Origin of the sequence: Pandoraea sputorum (assembly GCF_000814845.2) — a bacterium.
Lineage (GTDB): Bacteria > Pseudomonadota > Gammaproteobacteria > Burkholderiales > Burkholderiaceae > Pandoraea > Pandoraea sputorum.
Map to the genome: position 1 here is coordinate 872,230 of NZ_CP010431.2, position 23,792 is coordinate 896,021.

Sequence of the window (23,792 nt, forward strand, 5' to 3'; positions counted from 1 at the left end):
GAAATCGATGATCACGCCGGTGGTGAAAACTGAAAGTTTGCCCAAGAGGTTCCGGCGCAGACTGATGGCTCCGCGTATTCGACGAGACGACCTGTATGCCACATATTCCCGAAACCATTGGCCAGAAGCCTCTGTCATTCGACGCTCCGGACCAAAGTCTCCGCGCAAATCGCATCGATCTGTTGAAAAGCTTCACTCGTCTGTTCAAAGACGACGGGTGTCCAGAAGACAAAGTGATCGACGACTTCATGCGGGACTTCGAGCACACGAAACTGCTGAACGAGGTGCTCGGTGACATGCCCGAAGCAAAAAGGAAGGAGGTGTTGCGCGGCGCGGCACGCTGCCACGTGGCGTCATTCGGGCGAGGTCGCGATTTTCTTGCAGTTCGCAACCAGCTTCATCTCGTCGGTCAGGATTGCGTGACGCTATTCGGCACGCTGCCCGCATCGCTCAGACAGACGATGTTAGCCCACGCATACGTGGGTGACCGAGGGCAGATTGTTCTGGAGTCCCCGATGTCGGGTTGAGCATCCCGCTCGGACGCACGTTGCTTGGTAACGGTGACGGCGCTTTGACGACGCATGAGGTAAGAGAGTTGCTCATGTTTCCGGAAAACGCATGTCACTGGCGGTTGGAGATATTTTCAGCCAAGCTGCGGCATTTCAGTGAAGGGGCACTCGATGCCGAGTCGTGTCATGTCTGGGTTGACCTGATTGATCGATACATTGATGGCAAGCCGATTGTGGAGTTCAGTGAAGACAAGGGCGTTTTGGAAGCACTGGCATACACGTTGAAAAAATTGGCTGAGCGGGCGTCCGTTTTGGAGCGCAGGGAGGAGTTTCCGATAAGTCGGATGCTCACGAATAGTGCTGAGGCGTATTTTCTTGCCCAGGATCACCCGGCCTGTGGAGCCGCCTTATTAACGCTCGCGACCTTCTATGCGCGCAAACTGGAATCCGATTTGGCCGCAGGGGCGAGCACGCTTGCGGCAAGCGTGCTCGCCAGAGATGCGCTTCAGCGTTGGGAAGACGGTCGATATGGCAGCGCCATCGGTAGCTATGGAATGGCAATGGGTGCTTACACGGGGAGCGGGGTGTTACAGGGTATCCGCAGCGCGCCTCTGGCGCCGAGATCCGGAGTAGTCGATGAAATCGTTCCGCTCCCCACGCTTGTCGAACACACCAGCCAGTCTGATTTTGAGGCCGCGTGGGACGGCCGATGGGAAACGACCAAGGGAGTGCGTTCGCAAAGTGTGTTGGACCTACGAGTTCTGGAAATCGAAAGAAGATTCGCCAAATTGACGGCCAAGCCGTCGGAATCCAATACATCGAACTAAGCGATTTGCGCCTCAGGATGGCACGTTGCGCAAGAGTGGTCGTCAATGCCAACACGTAGACCCCTCTTGCGCATCGAAATCCCAACTTTCCGTTAATGTCTCCACCCGCCTACACCGGCGAATCGAACTCCGGATCCGAGGATCGCAACTTGCGCCAGATCGAGCGCACAGTGAAGGCGACCAGCAACACCGTCAGACTCACGACACCCAGCGCGAGGGGCGTGCGTTGGTCCGGAATGAAGGCCATCGCACCGACAATCGACAGCATGCCGATGATCGCCACCCATGTGAGGTACGGATATCCCCACATGCGAATCTTCAACTTGCCCGGCGACTCGCGTTCGAGCCGCTTGCGCAGTTTCAGTTGCGAGAATGCGATGAGCACGTACACGAAGATCGCCACCGTGCCATACGAATTCACGAGGAACGCGAACACGGTATCGGGGGAAACGTAAGACATCACTACGGCGGCATAACCGAACAGTGTGCCGATGAGAATCGCCCGAACCGGAACGCCACGCGAGTTCAGCTTTGCAAGCGAGCGCGGCGCATCGCCACGGCGTGTCAGCGCGAAGAGCATCCGCGACGACGCGTACAGACCCGAATTCAGCGCAGAGAGCACCGCCGTCAGCACCACGGCGTTCATGATGTGCGCGGCTGCCGGAATGCGCATCGCTTCGAGCGCGCTCACGTACGGCGTTGCCATGCCAGCCGAGTTCCAGGGTACGAGCATCACCACCAGCAGAATCGAGCCGATGTAGAAGAACAGCACGCGGCCGATGACCGAATTCGTTGCACGTGCCACAGCCTGCTGCGGCTCTGCGGCTTCGGCAGCGGCAATCGTCACAATCTCCGCGCCGAAGTAGAACCCTGTCGCCGCCACCGCCCCGGACATCGCGGGACCGATGCCGTTCGGCATGAATCCGCCATGCGAGAGCAGATGTCCGGTGCTGGCCACCGCACCCGGCCACATGCCGAACACGAATAGCCCGCCGAGGAACAGGAAGACCACGATGGCGGCAACCTTGATCGATGCGAACCAGAATTCGAATTCGCCGTATGACGCGACCGACACCAGATTCGTCAGCGTGAGCACCACGAGCAGCACGAGGCTGATGGCCCACGCGGGGATGTCCGGTAACCAGAACTGAATCAGGTTCGCACCGGCCACGGCTTCGACAGCGACTACGATCACCCAGAAGTACCAATACATCCAACCCGTCAGAAAACCGGCCAACTCACCACCGACCGGCTTGTCGTTCCAGGCGAGCCGTGCGTATTCGTAGAACGATCCGACAGCAGGCATGGCGCATGCCATTTCGCCGAGCATGCGCATGACCAGCACCACCAGTGCGCCAGTGATGAGAAACGACAGCACCGCTGCGGGGCCTGCCGCATGCACGACTACACCACTACCGACGAACAGACCGGCACCGATCACGCCGCCCAGCGCGATCATGCTCATGTGACGTTGTTTGAGGCTCGATTGCAGATGCGTGCCGGTATCACGATTGGCCATGACGACCTCCTGTGAGCGGATGCGCAAAGCGGGGGATCACTGCGAGGACTGCAACGAGGGGGGAACTGCCGATGAATGTCTCAACTGCCACACAACCTCCTTAACACCTTGTTTGACGTCAGGTGCGGCGCGGTAGGTACTGGGGGGCGCGCCGCCCTGCGTCTTCTTGTGATGACCAACGGAACCGCTTCTGCCTTGTCAGACCTTGCCTTTCCAGGGCACGAGTACGCGCTCGAGATAGCGCATGATGAGATCGAACCCGAAGGCGAAGAAGCCGATCACGATGATCCCCATGATCACGATGTCCGACGCGAGGAATTCCGCCGCGTTGAGCACCATGAAACCGAGACCGCTCGATGCCGCCACCATTTCGGCGGCCACCAGCGTGGTCCAGCCCACGCCGATACCGATGCGCATGCCGGTGAAGATTTCCGGCAGGGCCGACTTCACGATCACGTGCATCACGATCTGACGTGGCGACGCGCCCATCGAATACGCCGCGTGAATCTGCTCCATCGAGACGGAGCGAACGCCCGCACGTGCCGCAATCGCGAGCGGTGCGAAGATGGCCAGATAAATCAGAAACACTTTCGAGAACTCGCCGATGCCGAACCAGATGATCACGAGCGGCAGGTAGGCCAGCGGCGGCAGCGGGCGATAGAACTCGATGGGCGGGTCGAACACGCCGCGTCCGATGCGCGAAACGCCCATCAGAATGCCGACGGGAATCGCTGTCACACAGGCCAGCGCAAACGCGCCGAACACGCGATACAGACTGGCGAGCGTGTGTTGCCACAGCGTCGAGCCTGCGAAACCCTCGGTCGATACCTGAATGAATTTCTCGACGATGGCACGCGGTCCCGGCAGGAACAGCGGCTTGATCATTCCCGACGAGGTGATCGCGACCCAGATCGCCAGCAGCGCGAACACAGTCACGACGCTGATCGCCAGGCTCGGTCCCTGACCGGGCGCGCCGAACGATTCACCGGCCTTCACCGGGCGAGGGGCGAACATGCGGGCGAAGAACCCCTTGCGGCGCGGGGCGCGCGGCGTATTCAGGGGAGAGGACGGACGCTGCATGCCGCTGCCATTCGTGGCGGACGGTGCCTGCGGGGTAGTGACGGGTTTGGTCATCATGATGGCTCGTCTCCGGCTTCGATCAGGCACATCAGGCCGAGACCGCACCGGCAGACGCAGTCTGCCCGGCACGCTCGTCACCGTAGATGATGCTGAGCACCGTCTCGCGCATGGCGATGAAATCGGGGCTCGACTTGATGGCGCGTGCATCGCGGCATTCGAGATAGCGCTTGTTGAAGTCGAGTTCGTAGGTGTGGGTGATACGTCCGGGACGCGGCGACATCACGATCAGTCGGCTGGCGAGAAACAGCGCTTCTTCCACGCTGTGCGTGATGAAGAAAATCATCTTCTGCGTCTCGCGCCAGACATCGAGCAATAGTTCCTGAATGGTCTCGCGAGTGAGCGCGTCGAGCGCAGCCATCGGTTCGTCCATCAGCAGCATCGACGGATTGCAGGTCAGCGCACGCGCAATCCCCACACGCTGCTGCATGCCGCCCGAGAGCTGGTAGATCATGTGATTGTGGAAGTCCTGCAAGCCGACGAGTGCCAGGTTGCGTGCAGCGCGGGCGCGTCGTTCGGTCTTGGGAATGCCTTGCAGCTTCAGACCGAATTCGGTGTTTTCCATCACGCTCAGCCAAGGCAGCAGCGCGTGTTTCTGGAAGACGACGCCACGGTCGGCGCCGGGGCCTTCGATGGGGGCGTCGCCGAGCAACAATTCACCGGAGGTGGGGGCGATGAAGCCGGCCATCAGACTGAGCAGCGTGGTTTTGCCGCAGCCCGAAGCGCCGAGCGCCACAACAAAATCGCCGGGTGCGATGGTCAGATCGACGTGGGCGAGCGCCTGCACCTGCTCGCCGGGACGCCGGCCGGGATACACGACGCTGACGTCGTTGACGATGAGTTGTTCCATGAAGCCCTTCTCCAGTCGATCCAGCTAATCCAGCGATCGGGGAGGGGATGGCGCGCCGCACAACCGGCCGGCGCGTCGGCCCCGGTGCGGCTTACTTCAGTTTGAGCGCGGCGTCGACATAACGCGACGTGACGAACGGCGTGTAGTCCGCCTTGACGGCGTTGATCTTCTGCTGACCCTTCAGGAAGTCGGCGGTGTCTTTCAGTGCCTTCGCAGCGCGGCTGTCCTTGCCGCCGCCCAGCCATTCCGCAGACGCCTGTTGTTCGGCCGACGGATAGGCATAGAGCGACAGTGCGCCCGGCACGTCCTCCGGCTTGCCGCCGATCATCTTGACGATGGATTTCACTTGCGGTGAGCCCGCAGTCCAGGCCGCTTGATTCTGACGGTAGGCTGCGTCGGCACTGGCGATGACCTTCACGAACTTCGCCATGAAATCGGCGTTCGCTTCCCCCCACTTGCGGTCGACGGCGATGCCATCGAACGTCGGCTTGCCCTGCTTCGACAATTCGCCCGACGTGATCAGCACATGGCCGCTTTGCTTGATCTGCGCGAGCGCCGGATCCCACACGTAGGCCGCATCGATGTCGCCGCGCTCCCATGCGGCCACGATCTGGTTCGGCTGCATGTTCAGGACCTGCACTTCGGTAGGCTTGATGCCCCATTGTTGCAGCGCAAACATCGTGTGGTAGTGCGTCGTCGAGACGAACGGCACGCCGATCTTCTTGCCCTTGAGGTCGGCCGGGGTCTTGATGTTCGACGCATTGCGCACGACCATCGCTTCAGCCTGGTTGATGTCGTCCAGGATCCAGAACAGTTGCAGGTCCAGTCCTTGCGAGACGGCCGCCGCCATCGGGCTGGAGCCAAGCACACCGATCTTGATGTCGCCCGAGGCGAGCGCCGTGGCGACCTTGGCACCCGATTCGAACTGGCGCCAGTGGATCTTGTAACCGGTTGCTTTCTCGAATTCGCCGCTCGAAATGGCGACCAGCCACGGATCGACGATCTGCTGGTACGCGATCGTCACCTCTTTTTCCTGCGCCTGCGCCTGCGCCGTTGCGGGCGCCGTCAATCCGAGCATCAGGGTGGCGGGCAAGGCCGCAGCCGCCAGTGCCGTCGCCGCGAACACCCGTCGCAGTCGGTTCGGAAGTCCAGTCATGGTTCACCTCAGTTCGAAAGGTTTTCGGTAGAACACTCGGGTTGACGCATCTGGCATGACAAATCGGCGTCAAGTGACTGCATCATTGCCGCGCACATTTTTGTTCGTTAGAGCCAGTTGGCCGCATTTGATGATGCCAACTGGTCCAGTTGCCCCGTGAACGGCCCGCAAGCCGCATGAATGCTCGAATCTCGCCTGTTTTCGCCCGTCTGCGGATAAACCCCAATTCGGAATAAACGTCACCGTCTCATGAGTAATAATTGACGTTCTAGAAGTGACAGACAAAAAGGGGACGCGATGTCGAGCCGGATTTCCGCGGCGATGTGGAACCAGTTGTTCTTGGTGTCGGCGCGAGCGGGCATGAGTTTGCAGAGCCAGATTCGCCAGATGCTCGTGTCGGCGATTCTGGACGAGCGCCTGATGCGCGGTGCGGCCGTGCCGTCGTCACGCGAGCTGGCCGAAGGGCTGGGCGTGGCGCGCAACACGGTGGTGCTGGCCTACCAGCAGCTGGTCGACGAGGGCTATCTGATCGCGCGGGAGCGGCGCGGCTACTTCGTCAATGGCGATATCCTCGCACCGCGCGTGGGGACGCAACCCGCGAGTGCGCGGGACGCACGCGATGGCCGCAATGGTCACGAGGGTCGTGACGGGAAGCACGCGCAGGAGGGGCGGGCGGAGACGGAATCCGCTGGAACCATCGCGCCACTGGATCCGTCCACGCCCGACTGGGAGGGGCGTTACGTGGTGCGGCCTTCGGCGCAGCGCAACATCGTGAAACCGATCGACTGGCAGCAGTACCAGTACCCATTCATCTACGGGCAGTTCGATCCGACGATGTTCCCGACCGCCGACTGGCGCGAGTGCTGCCATAAGGCGCTCACCGTCATGGAGATTCGCGACTGGGCGCCGGACATGATCGCGCGCGACGACGAAACGCTGATCCAGCAGATTCGCACGCGCGTGTTGCCGCGTCGCGGCGTGTGGGCCGACGCCGATCAGATCGTGCTCACCAATGGTGCGCAACAGGCGCTGTATTTGCTCGCAGATCTGCTGGTGGGCGCGCGCACGACCGTGGGTGTCGAAGACCCCGGTTATCCCGATGCCAGAAACATCTTCGCGATGCGCACGCCGAAGCTGGTCGGGCTGCCGGTCGACGAGCATGGGTTGCCGGTGGACGAGCGCTTGTCGCAGTGCGATTACGTGTACGTGACGCCGTCGCACCAATGTCCTACGACCACGACGATGCCGCTTGCGCATCGTGAGGCGTTGCTGCGTCGCGCGGAGGCCGACGACTTTGTCGTGATCGAGGACGATTACGAGAGCGAGAACAGCTATTCGGACATTCCGATTCCGGCGCTCAAGAGTCTGGACCGCAGCGACCGGGTGATCTACATCGGCAGTCTGTCGAAGTCGTTCGCACCCGGATTGCGGCTGGGGTATATCGTCGCGCCGGCGGCGCTGGTCAATGAGCTACGTGCGTTGCGCCGGTTGATGATTCGTCACCCGTCGGCGTTCATTCAGCGTTCGTTCTCGATGTTCCTCGCGCTAGGTCATCACGACGCGCTGCTGCGGCGTCTGGCCGACACCTACGCCAAGCGTGCCGAAGTGCTGAGTGCAGCGCTCGCGGCACATATGCCGGAAGCGACGTTCGTGCGCGTGAAGGGTGGGGCGTCGTGCTGGGTGCAAGGGCCGTCGCAGTTGAACGCGAACGTGCTGGCGGCGCGGGCAAAGTCGCGCGGCATTCTGATCGAGCCGGGCGATGTGTTTTTCATGGGGGATGACCCGCCGCGCAACATGTTCCGGCTCGGCTTTTCGTCGATCCGGCTGGAGCACATCGAGGCGGGTGTCGTCGCCCTGGCCGAGGTCATGCGCGAGACGATGGCCGAGGCGACGCCAGCGCAGCGCTGACGGATTGAGAGCAGCGCGCGCCGCAAAGACGTACGGCGGTTTGCCGGGGCGCTTACGGCGTGCCGTTGCGTCCGTAAAGGCGGAAGCCTTCGCGTTCGGACAGGGTTTCGTAGTAGACCGACACGGCCTCCAATTGCGGACGTTCGATCGGCACGCTGAACCAGCGATGCACCGACAGGCCGACGGGGATGTCGGCGAGCGTGAAGTTATCGCCGCTCACGAAGGCCTGTGTCGTTTGCAGTTGCTTGTCGAGCACGCGCATGAAGTCGTTCCAGCGTGCAGAGTTGGCGGCGAGCGCCTGCGGATCGTCGTAGCCGGGCGAGCGACGAATCAGCGACAGGAACGAGTACTTCCACGCCGGATTCAGGTCGGACGACTGCCAGTCGATCCACTGATCGACGCGCGCCCGTTCGCGCGGTGCGACGGGATAGAGATCCGTGCGATCGCGCGACGCGGCGAGATATCGCAGGATGCTGTTCGACTCCCAGAGGACGAAGCCCCCGTCTTCGATCACCGGCACCATCAGATTCGGATTGAGTGTGGCAAACGCAGGGTCGTCGAGCTTGCGCGAGATGTCGCCGTCGCCCCACGGCTCGTTGGTGAAGGGGATGCCAAGCTCATGAGCGAGCCACAACACCTTACGTACGTTGATGGACGCCGGTCTGCCGAGAATGCGAAGCATATCAATCCTTCTTATCGAGACTTGTTGGGGGAACAGCGTTGATTCTAGTCACCCGGATAAGGCGATAACAGATACAGATGCCTCACTTGCCGGGCAGAACAGATTGGCCGCGCACGCCGTCATGCTCTCGGTCGATGCAGGGAGTTCAACGCGGCATGTTACTGCGCCTATTGCGATCAGGCGGGGCCGTCGCGCCCGAACGCGGCGGCTTCGGATAGGATGACCCATCTGACCCATCTGACCCATCTGACCCATCTGACCCATCTGACCGATGGACATCCAAATTCCGGGAGAAACCGTGAAAGAGACGCGTGTGACCAAAGTGATTCGATGGGCTGCGGCAGCGGTGGTGCTGATGGCGAGTGCCGCGACGCATGCCGCGTCACCCTGTGACAATCCGCAGGATCAGGCGACGATGAATAAGTGCGCGATGGATGCCTACAAGGCGTCGGACAAGAAGCTCAATCAGTCTTTCCAGACGCTCAGCAATAAACTCAGCCCTCAGGGCAAGGCGGCGCTGCAAAAGTCCCAGCGGGCGTGGATCGCCTGGCGCGATGCGCAATGCACGTTCGAAACGATGGGGTCGGAAGGCGGGACCGTTCACTCGCTGGTGATAACGAGTTGCTTGGACGATCTGACGAAGGCGCAGACCCAACGTCTGGACAAGATGAACAACTGCGAAGAGGGCGATCTCTCCTGCACTCGTCCGTAACTGACCTGCGGGACACTTCGTATGGCGGCGGCAACGACACACCGGTCGTTGCCGCCGTTTTCGTTGTGAATCAGAAGGTATGACGCAACCCCAGCGACACGCCGACCTTGCTGCCGTAGGTGCCTTGCGAGGCGATCAGCGTGTATTTGCCACTGATGTTGTTGTGGTCGACTTCCAGATAGACGTCCGTGCGCTTGCTCAACTGGTAGTCGGCCATGCCGTAGACGGCGGTACGTTTGCCGCCCGGTTGCGCCTGCCAGTCGACGAAGCCGCCGACCCCTAGCGTCAGCGCAGGCAACGGGTTGTAGCTCAGGCCGAGCAGCATGACATTGTTGCGCGTCTCGACTTCGGTCAACTGGCTGTGCAGGTAGCCCGCTGTCGCTCGCCATGCGCCGAACGCCGCGCCCGTCGAGAAGCCGAACGTATTGCGCGATTGCGTGCCGTCCGCCGATGTCAGGCGCTGGTATAGCAGCGTGCCGTTGACGCCACCCGCCGTATAACCGGCCGTCACCCCAACGCCCGAGTTCGCATGCGTATCGTTCGCGGCGTTACCGAAGGTGTAGGCCGTGCCCAGCGAGAAGCCACCGGCGTCGAGCGTGTACTTCACCGTGTTGTCGAGTCGGCTGCCGACATAGTTGCTCGCGACGATCAGGGTGTCGAGGTTCGGGTTGTTGAAGATCTGTGCTGCGCCCATCGCCGTATAGCCCACGCTGTACTGACGCCCGACCGACAACGCGCCGTAGCTGCCGCGCACGCCGACGAAGGCCTGGCGGCCGAATAGCCGTCCCGCACCATTGGACGACGCTTGCCCGAAGCCTGCACTCTTCGTGCCTTGCAACGACGTGCCGTCGTCGAGACTGAAGCCGCTCTCCAGCACGAAGAACGTCTCCAGATCCGGCGCAAGTTGTTCCGTGCCCTTGATGCCCCAACGCGATCCGGTGAATGAGCCTTGCGAGGCGCTGAACAGTTTGCCGTCGCTCGCATTCGCGTTGGTCTCGTAGCGGATGGCCGTGTCGATCAGGCCGTAGAGGGTGACCTCGGCGTGGGCACTCGCGGGCACGAGTAACAGCGGCGAGGCAAAGGACAGGCAGGCCGCGGCGTACCCGAGGCGGCGTCGTGTTGCGAAAGGCATGAAACGTGTCTCCGATGTGGTTTTTGTGGTGTTGCGGTGGTGGGTCAGGCCGGTGGCGAGGCACTCCGTGTTGCGACAGCAAATACGGCGCTGGCGGTGGCGAGCGGACGGCCTTCTGCGTCGAGTAGTTCGGCCTCGCAGAACGCGAGCGTGCGGCCGCTGCGGCGCACGCGTGCGTGTGCGGTGATGCGGCCACGCGCCGGGCGCAGGTAGTTGATCGTGAGGCTGGCGGTGCCGAGGTTGTCGAACGCACCGCTCGCACGTGTGGCCACGCCCATCGCCGTGTCCAGTAGCGCCGCGACCAGGCCGCCGTGCGCGTTGCCGTGACGATTCGTATGCCGCTCGAGCACGTCGCAGGCGAGTACGGCCGTGCCGTCGCCGGCGTCGACGAGTGCAAACCCGTTATCGAGACAGAACTGCGATTCGACGCGCAACTCGCGCTCGAGGTCGGTGGCGTCCCGGCTCATTGCGCGGTCGCCAAACTGGCGCTCAGTTTCGGACGCAACATCGGATTCAGACCGGTGCGTGCCACGCGGCTTGCCAACTGGCGACCGAGCGCCGTCTCACAGGCTTGCGACGCGGCCATCATGGCGCTCAGATCGATGCCGGTGTCGACCCCCATCGTTTCGAGCACGTTGACGAAGTCCTCCGTGCAAACGTTACCGGTCACGCCACCGCCGTATTGCACCTTCGCGGGATGGCCGCCTGTGCCGCCGAAGGCGACGTCGAAGTGAGTCACGCCCGCTTCGAGCGCGGCGAGGTAGTTGACGATGCCGGTGCCGCGCGTGTCGTGGAAGTGGGCGATGGCGTGGACGTCGGGGAACGACGACAGCATTTGCGCGAACAGCGCCTTCGTCGACGCTTGCGTCGCCACGCCGATGGTGTCGCCGAGCGTGATGTATTTCACGCCGAGCGATGCGAAGCGCTCCACGTCTTCCATGACGCTGACCGGATCGATCGCGCCTTCAAAGGGACAGCCGAACGCCACGGAAATCGTGCCGACCAGACGGAAGCGGCCTTGGGCAGCTTTCGCCATCGCTTCGACGCGCAGCCACTGACCCGAACGCGACTGCTTGAGGTTGCGTTCCGAGTGCGAATCGCTCGCCGAGACCAGCAGGCTGATTTCGTTGACGCCGATCCCGGCGTCGAGATCGGTCAGCGCGCGCTCGACGGCGCGCGTGTTGGCACACGTCGCCTTGTAGTGAACGCCATCGACACGCGGCAACACCGTGAGCAACTCGCTCGCATCGGCGAATTGAGGCACCACTGCCGGGTTGGAGTAGGACGTGGCCTCCACGCGACGAAATCCGGCGCGTGCGAACTGATCGATCAGGTCGCGCTTGGTGTCGGTGGAGAGGAACGCGGTCTCGTGCTGCAGGCCGTCGCGGGCGAAGCATTCGCACAGGATCAGATCGGACATGACATGCGGGCGCAATGCGCCGGAAGTGAGTTCGGATGGAGCGCATGAAATCACTTAATGTGATGCAATGTCAAATAATTTATAAATCGCCGCACAAGGGGTTTCCCTTAATTTGTATGAGTATTTGCGGTGTTTTCGGAGTGTATTTGTGTTTGGTAGATTATTTTGTTTGACGACGTCACATTTTTTGGATTAGGCTAGCCGCCATACCCTGTTTCACCTCTGGCTGATGAATCCGATGTCTCGAACCTCCCGCAACATGACGTATCCCGACTCCTTGTTGATCGAAGATCGCGGCGCTGTGCGCGTGATCACGATGAACCGCCCCGACAAGCGCAACGCGCTGAACAACGAACTGACGCAGGCGCTGTTGGCGTCGTTGCGTGAGGCTGACGCCGATCCCGAGGTGAACGCCATCGTGCTCGCCGGGGCAGGACAGAGCTTCTGTGCCGGGGCCGACGTCAAGGAGTTCGGTGGCTTCGTTGCGGGCGGCAGCGACGCCGACGCCTCGCAGGCTGCGCTCAAGCGTGCGCACCTCACCACGTCGCTGCATCGGGCGTTCGTCGAGATCGGCACGCCGGTCGTTGGTGCGGCGCAGGGCTATGCGATGGGCGGCGGCGCGGGACTGGCGCTCGCCTGCGACCTGCTGGTCGTCGGTGAGAGCCTCAAGCTGGGCTATCCGGAGTTGAAGCACGGGATCGTGGCGGCCATCGTGATGGCCAATCTCGTGCGTCAAGTTGGCCGCAAGACCGCGTTCGAGCTGGTGTCGACAGGCGATACCGTCGACGCGTCGCGTGCGCTGGCGCTCGGACTTGCCAATCGTGTCAGCCCTGACCACACACTGGTCGACGACGCCGTGGCGCTTGCCGCGCGTCTGGCCGACTACGATCCGGTATCGATGACCGCGACCAAGCGTCTGTTCCATCGCGTGGCGGATCTGCCGCTCACGCAGGCGTTCGATGTCTCGCTCGATACGAACCTGATGATGCGCAGCTTTCCCAAGCGCGCCCCGAAGTCGTGAGCGCTCCGATGAAGCCTTTGGCCGGTGTGACGATCCTCGAACTGGCGCGCGTACTGGCGTGCCCGTTCGCCGACATGATCCTGGCGGAGCTGGGCGCGACGGTCATCAAGATCGAACAGCCGGGCAGCGGGGACGAGACACGCACCTTCGAGCCGAAAGTCGGCGACGAGTCGGCGTACTACTTCGCCTGCAACCGCAGCAAGCAGTCCGTGACGGCGAACATGAAGACGGAAGCGGGGCGCGCGATCATCCGCGATCTCGCGTCGCGCGCCGACGTGCTGCTCGAGAATTTCCCCGTCGGTACCCTCAAGCGCTATGGCCTCGATCAGGCGGCGATGCGCGAAGCCAACCCGAAGCTCATTTACGTCTCATGCACGGGATTCGGTCAGACCGGCCCGTACGCAAAACGCAAGGGCTATGACACTGTCTTTCAGGCGATGGGCGGGCTGATGAGTCTGACGGGCGAACGCGGCGGCGGTCCGGTCAAGCCGGGGCTGCCGATCGCCGATCTGTCGTCGGGCTTGTGGATCGCGATCGCGATTCTCAGTGCCCTGCAAGGTCGCACGCAAACGGGCGCGGGCTGTCACGTCGATTTCTCGATGCTCGACGGTCAGGTCAGTCTGCTGACGCTGGCCGCTGGCCGTTACTTCGCGCTGGGTGAGGTGCCGCCGCGTCTGGGTACGGAACATCCGGGGCGTGTGCCGTCGGCCACATTCGAGTGCAGCGACGGGGCCTACGTCCACATCACGTGCAGCGATCAGCATTGGTTGCCGCTGTGCGAGTTGCTTGGCCTCGACGCGCTGGCGGCCGACGCCACGCTGTCGACCAATGCAGGTCGTGTCGAGCATCGCGACCGCCTGATGGCGGCGCTGAGCGCTGCCATCGCGGGCAGAACGCGTCGCGAATTGTGCGACGCATGCGACGCCGCCGGTGTTCCCGCAGGCCCCATCCAGCATGTTGATGAAGTGCTGGCCGATCCGCACGTGCTCGCACGCGGCATGGTGAGCGAGTTCGAGCATCCGTCTGTCGGCAAGTTCGGCGCGCTGCCGGTGCCATTCAAGTTCGACGGCTTCGCCGATCCCGAAGTGGGGCGTCCGCCGTTGCTGGGTGAGCACACCGATCAGGTGCTGGCGAAGCTCGGCTATGCCCCGGCGCAAATCGCGGATTTGCGTCGTGAAGGCGCCATCTGAATTCGATTCGACGTTAGGAAAGACAAGCATGAAAGTTTGGGAGACATTGGAGATCGTGCGTCATGACGCGGTCGTGGAAGTCGTGCTGAACCGGCCGCAGCAGCGCAATGCGCTGAACGCCGCGATGTGCGACGAACTGCGCGCCACCGTTCAGGCGCTGCGCGACGACGACTCGGTGCGCTGCGTGATCGTTCGCGCTAACGGGCCGGTGTTCTGCGCGGGGGCGGATCTGAAGGAGCGTCAGGGAATGAGTCTTGACGACGTGCGCGCGCGCCGTATCAAGGCGTTCGCGGCCTACGACGCCATCGAACAGATCGGCAAGCCGTGCATCGCGCTCGTCGAAGGTCCGGCCATCGGGTCGGGTGGCGAGATCGCCATGGCGTGCGACTTCATCGTCGCGACCGATGCCGCCGCGTTCCGCACCCCCGAAGCGCTGTGGGGGACGGTCGGTGCTACGCAGCGCATGCCGCGCGCCGTGGGCAAGCGTCTCGCCAAGGACATGGCCTTCACCGGTCGCACCTTGTCGGCGCAGGAAGCGCGCGAGGCCGGGCTGGTGTCGCGCATCGTGCCAGCCCAAGGCGCGCTGGACGCCGTGCGTGTCATGGCGCAGACGATTGCCGCCGCGTCGCCGCTGGCGATGCGTCTCACGAAGGATTGCATCGACCGTGGCGTCGAGACGGACCCTGCCGGTGCGCTCGCCATCGAGATGCTCGCCATCGACGCGTTGCTGCAAAGTCCCGACTGGGGCAGCAAGATCGCGCGTTTCGGTAGCGGCACGAGCAACGATGTCGATCATGCAGCGAACCAGGATACGAAGCAGGGAGGCGGTCATGCCTGAAGTTCATGACGCAGGGCATGAAAGCTACGCCAGCCAGTTCGGGCTCGAAGGGCCGGTCACGCTGCCCGCCGTTCTCGCGGCGCGTGCGCGTGCAACGCCCGAAGCCGAAGCGCTGGTGATCGAGGGTGAGCGCATCGACTACCGCACGCTGAGCGAGCGTGTCGCACAGGCGGCAGCGCGCATGGTGCATCTCGGCGTTCAGCACGGCGAGCATGTCGGCATTTTGATGGGCAATTCGGTGGATTGGGTGGTGCTGTTTTACGCGGCAGCATCGATCGGCGCGGTCGCCGTGCCCGTCAACACCCGATTCAAGTCAGACGAACTGAACTATTGTCTGAGTCAGGGTGACGTGCGCGTGCTGTTCTATGTCGACACGTTCCTGAACATCGACTACACGGCGCTGCTGCGCGGTGTCGAACCGGCGTTCGATGCGCAACTGCCGGGCGACTTTTTGCCGCTGCTACGTCGCGCTGTGATGGTGGGCGACAGTGCGCGAGGTTTGCCGGAAGGCGTCGAGCATTTCGATGCATTGCCGGACACGTCCGCGTTGCGTGACGAAGTCGCGCGCCGTTGCGCCGCCGTCTCGCCCGACGACGTGCTGCTGATTCAGTACACCTCCGGCACGACGTCGTTCCCCAAAGGCGTGCTGCTGCGCCATCGCAACATGCTGATGAATGCTGCCGCGTCTGCGCTGCGCATCGGTGTGCGTGCCGACGATCGCTATTTCAGCGTGCGTCCGTTCTTCCACGTGGCAGGCACGACGATGTCGCTGCTCGTCTCGCTGGTGACGGGGGCGTGCCTGCTGTCGGTGCCATCGTTCGATGTGGCGCGTGTGCTGACGATCCTCGATGAAGAGCGCTGCACGCTGACGTCCGGTAACGACACGATTTTCCTGATGATGATGGGCCACCCCGAATTCCGTCGCGAGCGCATTCACCTGCGTGGCGGTTGGGCGGCGGCCGGGCCGGAAATCATGCAGAAGATTCACGACGTGATGGGCGTGCCTTACATGGTCGGTGCATATGGGCAGTCGGAAGCGTCGCCCAACGTGGTGCTCAACGACTGGCGCGATCCGCTCGAATTGCGCGTCGGTGGATGGGCGAGCCCGCATCCGGGCATCGAGATTCGCACGGTGTCTCCCGAAACGGGTGACGTGCTCGGCGCGGACGAGCCTGGCGAGATTCAGGTGCGCGGCTGGAGCGTGATGAAGGGCTACTACAACAAGCCGAAGGAGACGGCGCAGGCATTCAGCGACGATGGCTGGCTGCGCACGGGCGATCTCGGTGTGATCGACGGTGAGGGGCGCATGCGCATGCTTGGCCGTCTGAAGGATGTGTTTCGCGTCGGTGGCGAGAACGTTGCGCCTGCCGAAGTGGAAGAGACGCTGTTCACGCATCCGGCCGTGCAGCTGGCGCAGGTCGTGGGAGTGCCGGACGCGCGTCTGGGCGAAGTGCCTGCGGCGTTCGTGGTGCTGCGCCCCGGTGCGGACGTGACGAGCGAGGCGCTGATCGACTGGTGCCGCGCACGTGCTGCGAATTTCAAGGTGCCGAGATACCTGCGATTCGTCGATTCGTTCGACGGCATCGGCATGACGGGTAGCTCGAAAGTGCAGAAGAACAAGCTGCGCGACTACGCGATTGGGGAGTTCGGTTTGTCCTGACATCTGACGGCCGGGCGTCGATGGACACGACGTCCGCCCCCAACCGAACCTCATCAAAAAATCAAGATTGGAGGAGACATGACTTCACATACGACGACGGCGTCACAGCCGTTCGGCGGGACGGACACGTCTGGCGCAAGCGCGGCCGGTCAGGTAGTCGAGGAATCGACCTACCGAAAGATCGCCTGGCGCACGCTGCCGCTGCTGTTCGTTTGCTACATCATCAACTACATCGACCGGGCGAACATCGGCATCGCGCAGATTCAGTTCAAGGCGGATCTGCACTTCAGCGATCTCGTCTACGGCATCGGCGCGGGGTTGTTCTTCGTCGGCTTTTTGCTGTTCGAGGTGCCGAGCAACCTGATGCTTGCCCGAATGGGCGCGCGCAAGACGCTGTTGCGCATCATGACGCTCTGGGGTGCGGTCTCATGCGCCATGATGTTTGTGCGCACGCCCACGGAGTTCTACGTCGCGCGCATGCTGCTCGGCGCGGCGGAGGCGGGCTTCTTTCCCGGGTTGATCCTGTATCTCAGCTACTGGTTTCCGGCGGAGCGGCGTGCGCGTGTGACGGCGTTGTCGTTCGTCGCGATTCCGATTGCGACGATGATCGGTGCGCCGACGTCGGGCTGGATCATGCGCAGCTTCCATCAGATTCACGGACTCGCGGGCTGGCAGTGGATGTTCCTGCTCGAAGGCATTCCCGCCATTGTGCTCGGAATCGTGGTGTTCTTCGCGCTGGAAGACCGTCCGGAGCAGGCAAAGTGGCTAAGCGACGACGAGAAGGCGCGGCTGACGAACGTGCTGAACGAGGAGCGTCGTCAGAAGGCGAGCAAGGGTGGCGCAGGGGGGCACAGTCACGGCGGCACGCTGGCGGCGCTGGGCGACTGGCGCGTGTACGTGGCAGGGCTGGTGTCGTTCTGTGCGTATGTGCTGGCGAGCACCATCGCGTTCTTCGCGCCGCTGGTGATTCAGTCGACCGGCGTGAAGGATCCGTTCCACGTCGGTCTGCTCTCGGCGATTCCGCCGGTGGTCGGCATCGTGTCGATGCTGATCGTGAGCCGTCACTCGGACCGTCGGCGCGAGCGTCGCTGGCACGCCTCGGTGCCGTTGATGTTTGCGGCGGCGAGCCTCATGGTCATGCCGTATCTGTCGCATAACGTCGAGCTGGCGGTGGTCTTGCTGGCAGTGGCGACGGCGGGGCACCTGTCGAGCTTGTCCGTCTTTTGGACGATTCCGTCGACGTATCTCGCGCCCGCCAGTGCGGCGGCCGGGATTGCGGTGGTGAGCAGCATCGGTGCGTTGGGCGGGCTGGTCGGGCCGAGCGTGATCGGCTACGTGAAGACGACGACGGGCAGTCTCGCGCTCGGCTTGCAGGTCGCTGGATGCTTCGTGCTGTTCGGCAGCATTCTGTTGCTCGTGGGGATTCCTGCGCGGCTGTTGCCCAAGGGGGTTTCCCGTCCGAGATGAGGGCGTGAGGCGGTGCGCAATCCGTGTGGAATCAAGGCATATGCCGGTTTGACCGGGCTCGGGCGAGGCGATAGCATGACGCCATTCCTTTCCCTGCCTACCGGCTGATTCGTCACATGCCCAAGCCCAACCCCTCGCGCTCACCCGAACCGGTGAGCGCAGCACCGTCCGACTTGCGGCAGCTCACGTCGTTTCAACTGCGTCAACTGACGAACATCTACACGAAGGGTTCGTCCAGCGTGTACGAGCGCAACTTCGGTCTGACGCTCAACGAATGGCGCTCCATCGCGTTGCTGCACAGCAGCGACGGTATGTCGCTCAATCGGCTGGCCGAGCAGGCGCAGTTCGACCGGGGGCTGATGAGCCGTACGGTGACGGCGCTCGAAGCGCGCGGCATTCTCCAGCGCAGCACCGACAGCGCGGACGCGCGCGGTGTCGTCATCTCGCTCACGGCCCACGGCCGAGATCTCGTGAAGCAGGTGTTCCCCGTCGCCGAAGAACTCAACGACCGTCTGTTGTCTGTGCTCACGCGCGCAGAACGCGATGCGTTGCCCAAGATACTTGACAAGCTCACGTATCAGGCGAGGATCATGCTGGATCAGGAGCGGGAAGAGGCTGGCGAAGGGCTCTGATCGAGTTGCTGATTTCGCGGTAAATTGTTTGACAATGCATCATATGTCCCTTAGATTGACGAGCATCGTCAATGCGCGTCTGCGCGGTATTTCGAGGGACTTTTCATGCTTCAGACCCGTCTCACTCGGCTGTTGAATATCAAATATCCCATCATCCAGGCCGGGATGAGTTGGGCGTCGTCCAACGCGGCGTTGCCGATTGCCGTCTCGAATGCTGGCGGGCTCGGCGTGATCGCCGCAGGTCCGATGTATCTCGATGCCTTTCGCGACACCGTGCGCGAAGTGAAGGCCGCCACCGATGGCGCGTTTGCCGTCAACATCCCTTTGTACCGGCCGCAGGCCGAGCAATTTCTCGACGTCATCGAAGAGGAAGGGGTGCCGGTGGTGATTGCGTCGCAAGGCGGTCCGAAAGCGCATCTCGAGCGCTTTCAGTCGCGCGGCGTTCGCTGGATTCACGTGGTCTCGACCCTGCCTCATGCGCGCAAAGCGGCGGATGCAGGCGTGGACGCCCTTGTCGTCGTGGGCGCAGAGGCGGGCGGGCATCCGCCGGTGAACGGTGTGAGTACCCTCGTGGCCGTACGTCGCGCGGTCGTCGAATTCGACTTGCCGATTGTGGCGGGCGGCGGCGTGGCGGACGGGTATGGCGTGGCCGCGTTGCTGGCGCTCGGTGCGGATGCCGTGCAGCTTGGCACGCGGTTTCTTGCGACGCGCGAGGCGGGGGTGCATGACAACTACAAGCGCGCGGTACTCGATACCGATATCGACGGTACAACGCTCGTCGGGGTGCGCGGCCTGCCCGTTCGCATGACGCGAAATCAATTCGCCGAGCGCGTATTGCTGGCCGACAAGGAAGAGCCGGACGCCGCTGCGTACGACACGCTGTTCAAATCCAGTTCGCTCAAACAGGCGGCGCTCGACGGCGATGTCGAGTGGGGCAAGGTCGAACTGGGGCAGTCGGCCGGGCTGATCGGTGATCTGCCCGCAGCGGCAGAGGTGATGGCGCGGCTGGTGGAGGAGTGCGAGAGCGCGGCACGCCGGTTGGCTGGATAAGCGTCAACAAGCATCCACAGGCCACCGATTTCGTCATTTTTTTGTAATGTCTGCGTCAGTTCGCTGACGCCCCCCGCTCCTTAGACTGGCTTCACGTTGTTCACCGCAACGTCCCAATACCCGATTGTGAAGCCATGACGTCAATCTAAGGAGCTACCATGCCCACTCGTCAACTGCGCGCCATTGCTGCGCGCACCGCCACCGTCGGCGCGTTGCTTGCCGCCGCCGCCTTCCCCGCCCTGTCGGCTCACGCGGCCCCGACGGATCCCTCTGCCAACGGTCCGATCAAAAACATCGTGCTGGTGCACGGTGCGTTCGTGGGGGGGGCGGGCTGGCGCCCGGTCTACGACCTGCTGGTCAAGGACGGCTATCACGTGACGCTCGTGCAGGAGCCGCTGACGTCCTTCCAGGAAGATGTGACCGCCACCAGGCGCGTGCTCGACGGCCTGGACGGCCCGGCGGTGCTCGTCGGTCATAGCTACGGCGGCGCGATCATCACCGAGGCGGGTAACGATGCGCATGTGAAGGCGCTGGTCTACATCGCGGCGCACGCGCTCGACGTGGGCGAGACCGAGGCCAGCAACGGCAAGAAGTTTCCGAATCTGACCAAGGCGGTCGTGAAGACGCCGGACAACTATCTCTATCTGAATCCGAAGGACTATCCGGCTGACTTCGCCGCCGATCTGCCGCGTGCGCAGGCCGAGTTCGAAGCCAACGCCCAGATGCCGACGGCCGCGTCCGTGTTCACGGCGCTGATCCCCGATCCGGCGTGGAAGACGAAGCCGTCGTGGTATATGGTCGCGAAGGCCGACCGTATCATCAACCCGGATCTCGAGCGGATGTATGCTGCACGTGCGCACGCGCACACCGTGGAGATCGAAGGCGCAAGCCACTCGGTGTACGAGTCGCACCCGCAGGCGGTGGCCCGTCTGATCGAGGAAGCCGCAACGGCTTCGGGCAAGTAAGCTCGCCGCGCAAGCGGTTGAGGCAAGCAGGATGGCGGTCCACTCGGGCCGCCGTCGCTATTGGCGTGCTGGATGAGTGAGACACCATGCGCATTCTGGTCATAGAAGACGAAGCGAAGACGGGCGAGTATCTGCAAAACGGGCTGACCGAGGCGGGCTATGTCGTGGACGTCGCGCCGAACGGCATCGACGGCCTTCATATGGCGCAGGAACTCGCGTACGACCTGATTCTGCTCGACGTCATGATGCCCGGCATGGACGGCTGGACCGTCATGCGCAAGCTCGGCGACCGCACGCGCACACCGGTGTTGTTCCTGAGCGCACGCGGCACGCTCGAAGACCGGCTCAAAGGGCTCGATCTCGGTGCGGACGACTATCTCGTCAAGCCGTTCTCGTTCGCAGAGTTGCTGGCGCGTATCCGCATCATCTTGCGACGTGGGCAGCCGCAACCTGCCGACGACATGCTCCGTGTCGGCGACCTTTGCGTGGACGTGACGAAGCGTCGCGTGGAGCGAGGCGGCGCGCGCATCACGCTCACCAACAAGGAATTCAATCTGCTGCTGTTCTTCGTGCAGCATCCGGGCGAAGTGCTGTCGCGCGCGTTGATCGCGTCGCGCGTGTGGGACATGAACTTCGACAGCGACACGAATGTGGTCGATGTGGCGGTGCGGCGTCTGCGTCAGAAAGTCGACGAGCCGTTTGCCACCCGCCTGATCCATACAGTGCACGGCGTCGGTTATCGCTGCGAGGCCCTCGAATGACACACGCGCCGGTGACTGGCAAACGGATGTCGCTCAGTACGCGTCTGGCGCTCGGCTTCGCACTGATGGCATTCGCGGCGATGGCTGTCGTCGGCTTCGTGCTGTACTGGAAGCTGGAGGCGCAACTGGTCGTGCGCGATGACGGTGCGCTGGTCACGCGTGTGGACCAGTTGCGCACGCTGATGCAGGACGTGGACGCACACGATCTCATCCGCGACAAGCCACATCTGTTCGCCAACATGCTCGGCAACACGGAGTCGTTGCTGGTCGTGGGCTACCCGGGGGAGCCGCCGCTCATTCAGGTCAATCCTGGGCACGCGCGTGTACCGCCGGTCACGCCTGTCGCGCCGGACACGCCGCTCACGCTCGACGCCGTCCATCACACGCAAGCCACCGACGGTACGCCGTTCATCTATGTTGCGGCGACAGCGCACGGTGTGGCGGGGCAGCGCGATCTGCAAATCGTGTCGGGGCGTCTGATGACGCAGCGCACGCGCATGCTTGGTGACTACCGGACGCAGATTTTCCTGTTCGCCATGACGGCGGCGTGTCTGGCGGCGCTGTTCGCGTTCTGGCTGGCGCGACGCGGCATGCGTCCGCTGCGACGATTGGCGGCGCAGACGGCGTCCATTGGCGTGGGCACACTCTCCACCCGGCTCCCGCAGCGCGATACGCCTGCGGAACTGGACGTACTCGTCACGTCGATCAACGCGATGCTCGGCAGGCTTGAGCGCGGGTTCACGCAATTGCAGCAGGTCTCGGCGGATATGGCGCACGACCTGCGCACACCGATCGGTAACTTGCTCGGGCAGACGGAAGTCGGCTTAAGCCAGTCGCGCGATCCGGCGTATTACCAGCGGCTGCTCGGATCGAACTTCGAAGAGTTGCAGCGTCTCTCGAAGATGATCGACAACATGCTGTTCCTCGCGCGCGCGGAACATGCCGATCACGCCATCGATCGGCACTGGCTGTCGGTGGCGGATGAATTCGAGCGCATCGCCGATTACTTCGAGGGGTTGGCCGACGAGCGTGGTGTGCGTATCGAGCGCGATGGTGGCGGTGAAGTGATGGCCGACGCGCAACTCCTGCGTCGCGCGATGGCGAACTTGCTGGCCAACGCGGTGCGGCACGCGGACGAGGGCAGTGTGATTCGTCTGATTGCAGAGCAGCGTGCGGGGGAAACGTGGCTGCACGTCGAGAATCGCGGTGCGACGATTGAACCGGCGCATCGCGAGCGGCTGTTCGACCGGTTTTATCGCGCCGACGCGTCGCGTCAACGCTCGTCGGAGTCCAGCGGGCTGGGGTTGTCGATCGTGCGCAGCATCATGCAGTTGCACGGCGGCGCGTGGCGCGTGACGAGCGAGAGCGGCGTGACGCGCTTTACGCTGGTGTTCCCTAAGGGGTGACACTGGTGGCGCGGCCGCCACTGTTCGCCGTCTGTCCTGTGTGCCATGTGTGCCCCGTGTCAGCGCATGCCGCCGTTGATGGGGAAGTCTGGCTTGGCGTCCTTGGTGGCGAGTCCCCATTTCATCATCAGCGCGTCATAGGTGCCGTCGCGCTGGAGCTTGAGCAAGGCCTGCCGCATGACGCTCGCGAGTTGCCGCCCTTTCTCGTCGACACCGAAGCCGATGCCATAGGGCGCTTCGGCGTTGTAGTGAATGACCTTGTACTTGGCGGGAAACTTGGTCTCGTTGTAGTAGCCGACCGGCGAATCCACCCAGGCGACCTGGCTGGCGCCTGTCGATAGCGAGAGCAGCGTCATGTTCGAGTCGGGGTACGTCGCCACCGAAATGGGCCGCTTGCCGTCTTTTTGGCATTTTTCACTCAACTTGGTCGCCTTTTCCATTGAGGCCGTACCGCGCGGCAAAGCGAGTTGCATACCGCAGAGCGCATCGAGCGACGGAAGGGTGACCGCCCTTGAAGGCATGGCGACGACCGTCATGCCCATGTCGAGGTAATCGACGAACGTCACGACTTTCTGACGCGATGAAAAGTCTGCAAGCGAGAGCAGCACATCGAAGCGGTTGGCGCCCAGACCGGGAATGAGGGCGTCGAATGACGACTGGGCGAGCTTGACCTTCAGATCCAGCACCGCAGCCGCTGCTGAGAGCAGTTCCGGGGTGAACCCGATGATGTTGCCTTCACCGTCGACGAATTTGATCGGCGCCACATCGGGATTGACTCCCGCGGTCAGGGTGCCGCGCTCACGGTAGAACTTCGGGACTTGTGCAGCGAGTGCGGGGTCAACCTTGATGGCCGGAGGGGCGAGCGGCTCCAGCGCGTGGGCGGGACTCACGATCCCGAGCCAGGCGACGACACATGCCGTCGCGAATTTGAATTCGATCGTCATACGAAA

23 protein-coding genes are annotated in these 23,792 nt (G+C 62.9%); 14 read left to right on the forward strand and 9 right to left on the reverse strand.

Annotated elements, in window-relative coordinates; all coding sequences use genetic code 11:
* The first annotated feature begins 95 nt into the window (after positions 1-95).
* Both NA29_RS03950 and NA29_RS03955 read left to right on the forward strand, forming a co-directional pair.
* The gene (locus tag NA29_RS03950; protein ID WP_072633192.1) at positions 96-527 is read left to right on the forward strand and encodes a hypothetical protein; all 432 of its coding nucleotides are present in this window, start codon (positions 96-98) and stop codon (positions 525-527) included.
* Entirely contained in the window at positions 524-1,336 is an 813-nt protein-coding gene (locus tag NA29_RS03955; protein WP_072633193.1) for a hypothetical protein, read from the forward strand. The genes NA29_RS03950 and NA29_RS03955 overlap by 4 nt, the downstream gene beginning before the upstream one ends.
* 109 nt (positions 1,337-1,445) lie before the next feature.
* Here NA29_RS03955 and NA29_RS03960 read toward each other — a convergent pair whose 3' ends face one another.
* From NA29_RS03960 to tauA, 4 genes are all read right to left on the reverse strand, one after another.
* A complete protein-coding gene (locus NA29_RS03960) occupies positions 1,446-2,855 on the reverse strand; it encodes an amino acid permease (protein WP_039395950.1) in 1,410 nt (469 codons plus the stop codon).
* Between the two features lie 198 nt (positions 2,856-3,053).
* Positions 3,054-3,869 carry an ABC transporter permease subunit gene (locus NA29_RS03965; protein WP_039402292.1) on the reverse strand — a complete coding sequence of 272 codons (816 nt, stop codon included), beginning with the start codon at positions 3,867-3,869 and terminating at the stop codon, positions 3,054-3,056.
* A gap of 154 nt (positions 3,870-4,023) precedes the next feature.
* Complete coding sequence (locus tag NA29_RS03970; protein WP_039395952.1) at positions 4,024-4,842, reverse strand: taurine ABC transporter ATP-binding protein; 819 nt, start codon at positions 4,840-4,842, stop codon at positions 4,024-4,026.
* A gap of 91 nt (positions 4,843-4,933) precedes the next feature.
* Positions 4,934-5,998 carry a taurine ABC transporter substrate-binding protein gene (gene tauA / locus NA29_RS03975; RefSeq protein WP_095178408.1) on the reverse strand — a complete coding sequence of 355 codons (1,065 nt, stop codon included), beginning with the start codon at positions 5,996-5,998 and terminating at the stop codon, positions 4,934-4,936.
* A gap of 297 nt (positions 5,999-6,295) precedes the next feature.
* Here tauA and pdxR point away from each other — a divergent pair, with 297 nt between their 5' ends.
* Positions 6,296-7,906 carry a MocR-like pyridoxine biosynthesis transcription factor PdxR gene (gene pdxR / locus NA29_RS03980; protein WP_039395953.1) on the forward strand — a complete coding sequence of 537 codons (1,611 nt, stop codon included), beginning with the start codon at positions 6,296-6,298 and terminating at the stop codon, positions 7,904-7,906.
* Between the two features lie 52 nt (positions 7,907-7,958).
* Here pdxR and NA29_RS03985 read toward each other — a convergent pair whose 3' ends face one another.
* Positions 7,959-8,588 (reverse strand): glutathione S-transferase family protein, encoded by a 630-nt coding sequence (locus tag NA29_RS03985; protein ID WP_039395955.1) that lies wholly within the window; start codon positions 8,586-8,588, stop codon positions 7,959-7,961.
* Between the two features lie 298 nt (positions 8,589-8,886).
* On the opposite strand from NA29_RS03985, the gene NA29_RS03990 reads away from it, so the two are divergent.
* Positions 8,887-9,300, forward strand: a complete 414-nt coding sequence (locus tag NA29_RS03990; protein ID WP_157744755.1) for a lysozyme inhibitor LprI family protein — start codon at positions 8,887-8,889, stop codon at positions 9,298-9,300.
* 70 nt (positions 9,301-9,370) lie between these two features.
* Here NA29_RS03990 and NA29_RS03995 read toward each other — a convergent pair whose 3' ends face one another.
* From NA29_RS03995 to NA29_RS04005, 3 genes are read right to left on the reverse strand one after another with little or no spacing between them, the layout of a single operon-like run.
* Positions 9,371-10,432 (reverse strand): porin, encoded by a 1,062-nt coding sequence (locus NA29_RS03995; protein WP_052252504.1) that lies wholly within the window; start codon positions 10,430-10,432, stop codon positions 9,371-9,373.
* Positions 10,433-10,476: 44 nt separating this feature from the next.
* Positions 10,477-10,899, reverse strand: coding sequence for a PaaI family thioesterase (locus tag NA29_RS04000; RefSeq protein WP_052252505.1), 423 nt, complete (start codon positions 10,897-10,899; stop codon positions 10,477-10,479).
* On the reverse strand, positions 10,896-11,852 hold the full coding sequence (locus tag NA29_RS04005) for a hydroxymethylglutaryl-CoA lyase (RefSeq protein ID WP_039395958.1): 957 nt from the start codon (positions 11,850-11,852) through the stop codon (positions 10,896-10,898). The genes NA29_RS04000 and NA29_RS04005 overlap by 4 nt, the downstream gene beginning before the upstream one ends.
* A gap of 238 nt (positions 11,853-12,090) precedes the next feature.
* Here NA29_RS04005 and NA29_RS04010 point away from each other — a divergent pair, with 238 nt between their 5' ends.
* The 10 genes from NA29_RS04010 to NA29_RS04055 all read left to right on the forward strand — a co-directional run bounded on the left by NA29_RS04010 (position 12,091) and on the right by NA29_RS04055 (position 22,842).
* Complete coding sequence (locus tag NA29_RS04010; protein ID WP_224786725.1) at positions 12,091-12,873, forward strand: enoyl-CoA hydratase/isomerase family protein; 783 nt, start codon at positions 12,091-12,093, stop codon at positions 12,871-12,873.
* A gap of 8 nt (positions 12,874-12,881) precedes the next feature.
* Positions 12,882-14,063 carry a CaiB/BaiF CoA transferase family protein gene (locus NA29_RS04015; protein WP_039395961.1) on the forward strand — a complete coding sequence of 394 codons (1,182 nt, stop codon included), beginning with the start codon at positions 12,882-12,884 and terminating at the stop codon, positions 14,061-14,063.
* A 28-nt stretch (positions 14,064-14,091) separates the two neighbouring features.
* Complete coding sequence (locus NA29_RS04020) at positions 14,092-14,901, forward strand: enoyl-CoA hydratase/isomerase family protein (RefSeq protein WP_072633194.1); 810 nt, start codon at positions 14,092-14,094, stop codon at positions 14,899-14,901.
* Positions 14,894-16,561: an AMP-binding protein gene (locus tag NA29_RS04025; protein WP_052252506.1), complete on the forward strand. Its 1,668-nt coding sequence runs from the start codon at positions 14,894-14,896 to the stop codon at positions 16,559-16,561. The genes NA29_RS04020 and NA29_RS04025 overlap by 8 nt, the downstream gene beginning before the upstream one ends.
* Before the next feature lie 78 nt (positions 16,562-16,639).
* Positions 16,640-18,028, forward strand: a complete 1,389-nt coding sequence (locus tag NA29_RS04030) for an MFS transporter (protein WP_039395963.1) — start codon at positions 16,640-16,642, stop codon at positions 18,026-18,028.
* A gap of 116 nt (positions 18,029-18,144) precedes the next feature.
* Entirely contained in the window at positions 18,145-18,660 is a 516-nt protein-coding gene (locus NA29_RS04035) for a MarR family winged helix-turn-helix transcriptional regulator (RefSeq protein WP_052252507.1), read from the forward strand.
* A gap of 105 nt (positions 18,661-18,765) precedes the next feature.
* Positions 18,766-19,710, forward strand: a complete 945-nt coding sequence (locus NA29_RS04040) for an NAD(P)H-dependent flavin oxidoreductase (protein ID WP_039395966.1) — start codon at positions 18,766-18,768, stop codon at positions 19,708-19,710.
* Between the two features lie 158 nt (positions 19,711-19,868).
* On the forward strand, positions 19,869-20,675 hold the full coding sequence (locus NA29_RS04045) for an alpha/beta hydrolase (protein ID WP_039395968.1): 807 nt from the start codon (positions 19,869-19,871) through the stop codon (positions 20,673-20,675).
* An 86-nt stretch (positions 20,676-20,761) separates the two neighbouring features.
* The gene (locus NA29_RS04050; RefSeq protein WP_039395969.1) at positions 20,762-21,436 is read left to right on the forward strand and encodes a heavy metal response regulator transcription factor; all 675 of its coding nucleotides are present in this window, start codon (positions 20,762-20,764) and stop codon (positions 21,434-21,436) included.
* A 26-nt stretch (positions 21,437-21,462) separates the two neighbouring features.
* Positions 21,463-22,842, forward strand: coding sequence for a heavy metal sensor histidine kinase (locus NA29_RS04055; protein WP_084104147.1), 1,380 nt, complete (start codon positions 21,463-21,465; stop codon positions 22,840-22,842).
* A gap of 59 nt (positions 22,843-22,901) precedes the next feature.
* Here NA29_RS04055 and NA29_RS04060 read toward each other — a convergent pair whose 3' ends face one another.
* On the reverse strand, positions 22,902-23,786 hold the full coding sequence (locus NA29_RS04060) for an ABC transporter substrate-binding protein (RefSeq protein WP_039395974.1): 885 nt from the start codon (positions 23,784-23,786) through the stop codon (positions 22,902-22,904).
* Positions 23,787-23,792: the final 6 nt, after the last annotated feature.